The sequence below is a fragment of the Bacillus sp. JJ1127 genome (assembly GCF_036965845.1).
In the GTDB taxonomy this organism is placed as follows: domain Bacteria; phylum Bacillota; class Bacilli; order Bacillales; family Bacillaceae_G; genus Bacillus_A.
The window spans coordinates 1-6112 of record NZ_JBALQK010000053.1 but is presented as its reverse complement, the minus strand read 5'-3'; the positions used below and the strand labels follow the sequence as shown (position 1 = coordinate 6112).

Below are 6112 nucleotides of genomic sequence, written 5' to 3'. Positions count from 1 at the left end.
ATCTCAGGGTATCCAGAATTTTTTGTAGCAATTCAATGATGCCATTCGGAACATGAATAAACACTATAAAATAGCATTTCTCACATATGCCAGTATATATTTTTGTTCAGTAATTACTGCCATACGGTTCATTATTTGATATATCTTTTATTTATTCACATCTATAGAGTCTTTTACTTTGGGAAATGCAAAAGGTTTATTCATTCTAATAATTATAGTTTTAATTAGAACCATAATCGTCTTCGCACTAAAATTTAAAAAGTCTGGAGGAAAAAAGGATGACAACCAAGCAACCCATTCTTCAAGTACAAGAAGTAAAGAAAACTTATGAAACTGAAGCGGGAACAATCCAAATCCTGAAAGGAATTAACACACAATTTTATCCTGGAGAAGTTGTCAGTATTATTGGCCCTAGCGGAAGCGGAAAATCAACATTACTCGGGATATTAGGATCCCTAGACAGCCCTAGCGAGGGGCGTATTGTAATTGAACAACAAGATATTACATCCATGTCAGAAGAAGATTTAGCTGATTTTCGCGCTAAAAAAATTGGCTTTGTTTTTCAATCTTATAATTTAGTGACGACCATGACAGCTCAAGAAAATGTGATGATGGCACTTATGTGTGCAGGAGTCAAAAGCCGAAAAGAGATGATAAACAGAGCCAGAGAGATACTTAATCTTGTCGGGATGAAAGAACGTTATCACCATTTACCAAGTCAACTTTCAGGAGGTCAACAACAGCGTGTAGCAATTGCTCGCGCATTAGTGAACAATCCAGCTATTGTCGTTGCTGATGAACCTACCGGAAATTTAGATTCAAAAACAGGAAAAACCATTTTGGATTTAATCTTTCAATTACGCGATCAACTCCATATGACCTTTATCATTGCTACGCATGATTCTCATGTGGCCAAACTTTCAGACCGTGTTTTACAAATGGAAGATGGTGTTTTAATTCAAGAAAAATTTAACAAGCATACAGCTACAGAAGCTGCTGAAAAAGAAGGTGATGCAACATCATGTTGTTAAAATCCGCATTACGTAGTTTAATTCACAATCGTTTAAGAACATTTTTTACAGTGTTCAGCATTTTAATCGGAGTAGCTAGTTTCTTCTCTATGTCTATGTTGGTAGAGCTAGTCCCTCGATCCATTCACGAATCGTCTAAAATCCTTTTAGGGGGCGACGTATCGATTCAATCTTATTTAAAACCAATGAGCCAAGAAGCTCTAATCTCTTCCCTTCCTAACGATGAGCAAAAAGCACTCTCAACTTCTTTGTTAGGTCAAAGTATGGTGAAATCTGATCAAAAAACAACGAGCTTAATCATAAAGGGTATTGAAACAAATCATTATCCTTTCTTCGGAAGCAAACAGTTCCCTAACATTCGTGATTTACATAAAGATGAACTACTTTTATCCAAAAACACAGCTGATCGTTTGCAGGTCAAAGTGGGAGATCGAGTGGAGATTCCTAACCGTTCCACTGGGGCAATGGTTTCTTATAAAATCCGTGGTTTAGTAGAAGGTGTCCAAGAATCCTATGGCGATGCTTCTATTTTCGGAACAGCCTATTTACATTTAGATCAAGCACAGCAGCTCTTAAACTTACCCGCAGGTACAATTAATGAAGCCTTAATTTTGTTAAATGAAAATGTTAACGTCTCTACATTTAAAAAGAATATACAAAAACAATTACCACAAAGCAATGTAATTGATGTTCATGATAAAGAATTAGAAAAACAAAAAGATTTACGGATGTTGCTGCCATTTCTTCAACTATTCAGTGTGCTAGCCCTTGGAATTGCTGCCATCACTACTTCTAATACAATGAAAGTCATTATCGCTTCGCGTACGCATGATATCGCTGTTATGAAGTCAGTAGGAATGAAAACAAAATATATTATTCGATATTTCCTATTAGAAGCATTATGGTTGGCAATTCTCGGAACAGTTGGTGGTATTGTAATTGGGTTATTAGCTAGCGTTTGGCTCACTTCCTATCTATCAGAGGTGCTTTCATTACCACTTCACTGGGGAATGTCATGGTCCGTTACTTGCACAACAATTATTGTGGGATTAATAGTAACCTTCTTAGCTTCCTGGATACCAGTAAAAAGTGGAATGCGCGTATCCCCGCTCCAAATGTTGCGTGATACTGAAAACACAAGCGTGAATTATTCTTTACCATTTAGAAAGAAGCTTCAACTTTTTATATTTGTTTGTGGTATTCTTTCTATTTATGTTTACAACATAGGATTCACAACAAGTACAAATGGAAATGTAATCTTTAAATGGCTTCTTGCTTTCTTACTTACAACTGCAGCCATGTTATTTCTTTTTGCTTTTGTTCGTTTTATAGGGTTTATATACTTTTTATTATTCCGAGCAATTGGTGCGATGAAAAACATCATGCCACAAAGTCTTTTTCTTGCTTTGCACAATATAGCGGCTACAAGTAAACGAAATGGCTTATTAGCGGTCACCTTAACTATAGGCGTTGTTTCTGTAGTCTCTAGCCATGTATTTGCGGATAATTTAATTGAATCTGTTCAAGGTCAATTAGAAAAAGAAGCAATGGGAAATCTTCTTATTACTAGTTCCATTAATGATGAAGGAAAAGTTGAGAAACAGTTGAAATCTACGAAAGAAATAAAAACGTGAAAAAAAGGCTATCAATTAGATGGAAGGCTCCAAAACATTAATGGTGAAGAAGCGGCATCTCTATTCACAAACAATGTAAAAGAAGATAAATTCTTTAGTTCAACTAAGATTTCAATAGAAGGTGTAGATACATCACTTACCTCCAAGGCATATACAATATCAGAGGGGCGTGATTTAATTCCGTCCGACGCAGAAAGTAAAAAAGCAGTTCTTTTAGACAGTTATAAGAAACTAGGAGTTAAAACTGGCGATACAGTTGACATTCAAATAGGAAATGAATTAGTAAACTGTGAAATTGTAGGTTTCTTTAAATCAGGTGTTGTCAAAACTGTTGGTATCCGTATTCCAACCAAAGCATTAGCTACATATGGAAAACCTAGCCGAGTTACGTATTCATTAGATAGTGATTCAAAGCAAACAAATACCATTTTAACCGAGCTAAACAAGAAGCTCCCAAACTCAGCGATGGCTTATTCTATTGCCGCTACAGCAATCGATAGTCTACAGTATATCATCCAAATGCAAAGTACTTTCTTTTCAATCGTAGCGTTATTCGCCTTTTTAACGGCGATTCTTACAATCGGAAACCAAGTTGTCATTCGCTTACTTCAACAAACACGGGATGTTGCTATTATGAAAACAGTTGGTATGTCTTCAAGTAATTTGATGAAATCCACCTTATTAGAAAATACAATTATTTCCTTATCAGCTGGATTAGTTGGTGCCGGAATTGCCTTGGCTTTTTCAGGCATTACGTTACGTTTCTTATTCCAAATGCCGATGAAGATAAATATGACTTGGTCCGTTTTAGGTATACTTCTATCCGTCATAACAACAGCAATCGTTGTTTGGATAGCAGCAAAACAATCATTATCAGCAAAACCTATACAGCTTTTGCACAGTAAATAAAAAAAATCATCGCATTGGTCCAGATCTGGACCAGCGCGATGATTTTTTTTAACGTATCTATTTATTCGATATCCTCTTTTATTAATTAAAAAAGGGAAAAATAAACACTTTTTGCTCATTTTTTCCTTTTTTTCTCTATGATTAAGTACATTTTAAGTAACCGTAAAATAAAATATATGCTTTCTTCCCTTGTCAGTACTAGGTTATGGACTAAAGGTCAAATAATTAGGGATCATTTTTATGTTAACCTGGGTGCATATAGTATATAATAAAGGATATATATTATATACACTTTCCGATAAAGGAACTTTCCATTATCCGGACAAGCCATGTATCGGACAAGTTCATAAATAATAGGTAAGAAATTATGGTTTTGGATTTATGATTGCCTTCTACTTGTAATCATAAATTTAAAAGCATTTTATTGCGTTTTGTGAAGCTTTGTATAAAGTTTTGCAAATTTTTGCTGCCTCTTACCTGCTACATGGGGATGTTTATTCCCAAAAAAATAAGAGTATTGTTATCGTAAAGGAGAATTGGAGATGCCAGAAACTATCACTCAAACAAAGCCTGAACAAGAAACTTTACAAATTTCTGCTAGCCAAGGACAACTTGATGTACTTGATCAGTTGTTAAAACCTGAGGTACAAGAGTCATTAACTACACTAGTAGAACAGCTTCCAAAATTAACTGAGCTTGTTAACATTCTAACTAAGTCTTATGACTTTGCTCAAACTGTTGCTACTGACGAAGTATTAAAAAGCGACACTGTTGGTGCAATCCAAGAGCTTGTAGAACCTGTAAAAGATACAGTGAAATGCGTGGCAGCAACTGCTATCGAAGCAAAAGATCGCGCAGAAGCAAGCACTGAAGTTATTGGTCTTTTCGGTCTGTTAAAATTACTAAAAGATCCACAAGCACAAAAAATGTTCCGCTTTGTAAACGCTTATCTTCAAATTAGTGCAGAACGCAATAATAAATAATTTATCTTATAACAACAATTAGTAAAGACGGGGGATATCATACTATGTCAAAACAAATTGTCATCTTAGGCGCTGGTTATGGCGGACTTCTAGCCGCTTTAAATGTACGTAAATATTACAGCAAATCAGAGGCACAAGTTACAGTGATCAACCAATACCCAACACACCAAATCATCACTGAACTACATCGCCTTGCAGCAGGTAACGTTTCTGAGCAAGCAGTTGCAATGCCACTTGAAAAACTTTTCAAAGGCAAAGACATCGATCTTAAAATTGCAACAGTTGAGTCATTCTCAGTTGATAGCAAAGAAATTAAACTAGCTGGTGGCACTACTTTATCTTACGATGCACTTGTAGTTGCTTTAGGAAGTAAAACTGCTTACTTCGGTATTCCAGGACTAGAAGAAAACAGCATGGTATTAAAATCTGCTGCTGATGCAAACAAAATCTACAAACACGTTGAAGACCGTATTCGTGAATACGCTAAAACGAAAAACGAAGCTGATGCTACAATCTTAATCGGTGGTGGCGGATTAACTGGCGTTGAGCTAGTTGGTGAGCTTGCTGACATTATGCCTAAACTTGCAAAAAGCCACGGCGTAAATCCTAAAGAAGTAAAATTACTTCTTGTTGAAGCAGGTCCAAAAATCCTTCCAGTATTACCTGACCATTTAATTGAACGTGCAACTACTAGCTTAGAAGCACGCGGTGTTACATTCTTAACAGGTCTTCCTGTAACAAACGTTGCTGGCAATGAAATCGACTTAAAAGACGGTCAAAAAATCGTTGCTAACACATTCGTTTGGACAGGCGGCGTACAAGGTAACCCATTAATCGGTGAATCAGGTCTTGAAGTAAACCGTGGTCGTGCAACAGTTGATGCATACCTACAATCTACTTCTCACAAAGACGTATTCGTTGCTGGAGACAGCGCTGTTGTCTTCGGTCCAGAAGGCCGTCCATACCCACCAACTGCACAGATCGCTTGGCAAATGGGTGAGTTAATTGGATACAACTTATACGCAGCACTAGAAGGCAAAGCATTCGAAGAGTTCGCACCAGTAAACTCTGGAACACTTGCAAGTCTAGGACGTAAAGATGCTGTTGCTACAATCGGAGCAAGCTCAACTCCACTTAAAGGCTTACCAGCATCATTAATGAAAGAAGCAAGTAACGTTCGTTACTTATCACACATTAAAGGATTATTCAGCTTAGCTTACTAATCCAAATACTGGCCCAAATCATGTTTCACCATGATTTGGGCTTTTTTTTATCCGTAGTCATCTATATATTTTTATTCGGCATGAAAGCCAGATACACCTCTTCCATATTCTTATATGTACTGACTTTATTATGACGAAATTGTGTATAGAATCTTCATCTTCAATTTCTAAGAAAATAATAAAAGCAAGGGAGAACTCCCTCGCTTTTACAAAGTTTACTCTATTCAAATGAAATCTATATAAATCCATTTTAATTTTTCGACATCTAAACCCCTGCTATACAGAATAAAAAGTAGCCTACACTCGTTTGTTTTTTCTGTTTTTACTTCGCA

At 36.3% G+C, this 6112-nt stretch carries 3 protein-coding genes and 1 pseudogene; all 4 read left to right on the top strand.

The features are described 5' to 3' along the window. Positions 1-278: 278 nt before the first annotated feature. Positions 279-1031 (top strand): ABC transporter ATP-binding protein, encoded by a 753-nt coding sequence (locus V7183_RS06960; protein ID WP_335359048.1) that lies wholly within the window; start codon positions 279-281, stop codon positions 1029-1031. Further along, positions 1022-3574, top strand: a pseudogene (locus V7183_RS06955) (ABC transporter permease). The gene V7183_RS06960 and the pseudogene V7183_RS06955 overlap by 10 nt, the downstream one beginning before the upstream one ends. A 542-nt stretch (positions 3575-4116) precedes the next feature. Continuing rightward, a complete protein-coding gene (locus V7183_RS06950; protein WP_097894783.1) occupies positions 4117-4557 on the top strand; it encodes a DUF1641 domain-containing protein in 441 nt (146 codons plus the stop codon). A gap of 44 nt (positions 4558-4601) precedes the next feature. Then, on the top strand, positions 4602-5780 hold the full coding sequence (locus tag V7183_RS06945) for an NAD(P)/FAD-dependent oxidoreductase (protein ID WP_016112459.1): 1179 nt from the start codon (positions 4602-4604) through the stop codon (positions 5778-5780). Positions 5781-6112: the final 332 nt, after the last annotated feature.

Coding starts and splice junctions, on each gene's coding strand:
- V7183_RS06945 (WP_016112459.1), top strand. CDS start 4,602: ATGTCAAAACAAATTGTCATCTTAGGCGCTGGTTATGGCGGACTTCTA.
- V7183_RS06950 (WP_097894783.1), top strand. CDS start 4,117: ATGCCAGAAACTATCACTCAAACAAAGCCTGAACAAGAAACTTTACAA.
- V7183_RS06960 (WP_335359048.1), top strand. CDS start 279: ATGACAACCAAGCAACCCATTCTTCAAGTACAAGAAGTAAAGAAAACT.